General features: G+C 40.0%; 2 rRNA genes. Both read left to right on the top strand.

What is annotated here, in order from left to right:
• Nucleotides 1–106: ribosomal RNA gene (locus ADS77_RS21315) — 16S ribosomal RNA — on the top strand; the annotation flags it as partial.
• A gap of 299 nt (nt 107–405) precedes the next feature.
• Nucleotides 406–615, top strand: a 23S ribosomal RNA gene (locus ADS77_RS21310); the annotation flags it as partial.

The following is a 615-nucleotide window of genomic DNA, read 5'->3' as shown; positions in this document are numbered from 1 at the left end:
AGATAGTCTAACCCTCGGGAGGACGTTTACCACGGAGTGATTCATGACTGGGGTGAAGTCGTAACAAGGTAGCCCTAGGGGAACCTGGGGCTGGATCACCTCCTTATACGATTTAGAACTTATTTGTTCGTAGTGTCCACACAGATGATTGTTAGTTAGTTTTGCCCAGTGGGTTTAACTAATTAATATGCTCTTTAAAAATTTGGAAAAGCTGATAATAAAATTCGTATGAATGACATTTGTTATTTGTACAGAGTTTTCAAAAGTAAAAAAGAATGATAGCAGTATCATTCAGTGCCATTTAATTGTTTCTTTGAAATGATTGATTGGTATCTACTTTAGTATTCAATATTAACTTCTGGCGAAGTTAAACTGTCACAAAACAAAGACCCGTTTGGGTTGTATGGTTAAGTGACTAAGCGTACACGGTGGATGCCTTGGCAGTTGGAGGCGATGAAGGACGTATTAACTTGCGATAAGCCTAGTCAAGCTAGTAAAAAGCACTTGAGACTAGGATTTCCGAATGGGGAAACCCACCTGCTTGCAGGTATCGTTAACTGAATACATAGGTTAACGAGGCGAACGCGGAGAACTGAAACATCTAAGTACCCGTAG

The sequence above is a fragment of the Pseudoalteromonas porphyrae genome (assembly GCF_001298125.1).
Classification (GTDB): domain Bacteria; phylum Pseudomonadota; class Gammaproteobacteria; order Enterobacterales; family Alteromonadaceae; genus Pseudoalteromonas; species Pseudoalteromonas neustonica.
The sequence above is the reverse complement of the archived record's forward strand: the minus strand, read 5'-3'. Positions and strand labels throughout refer to the sequence as shown.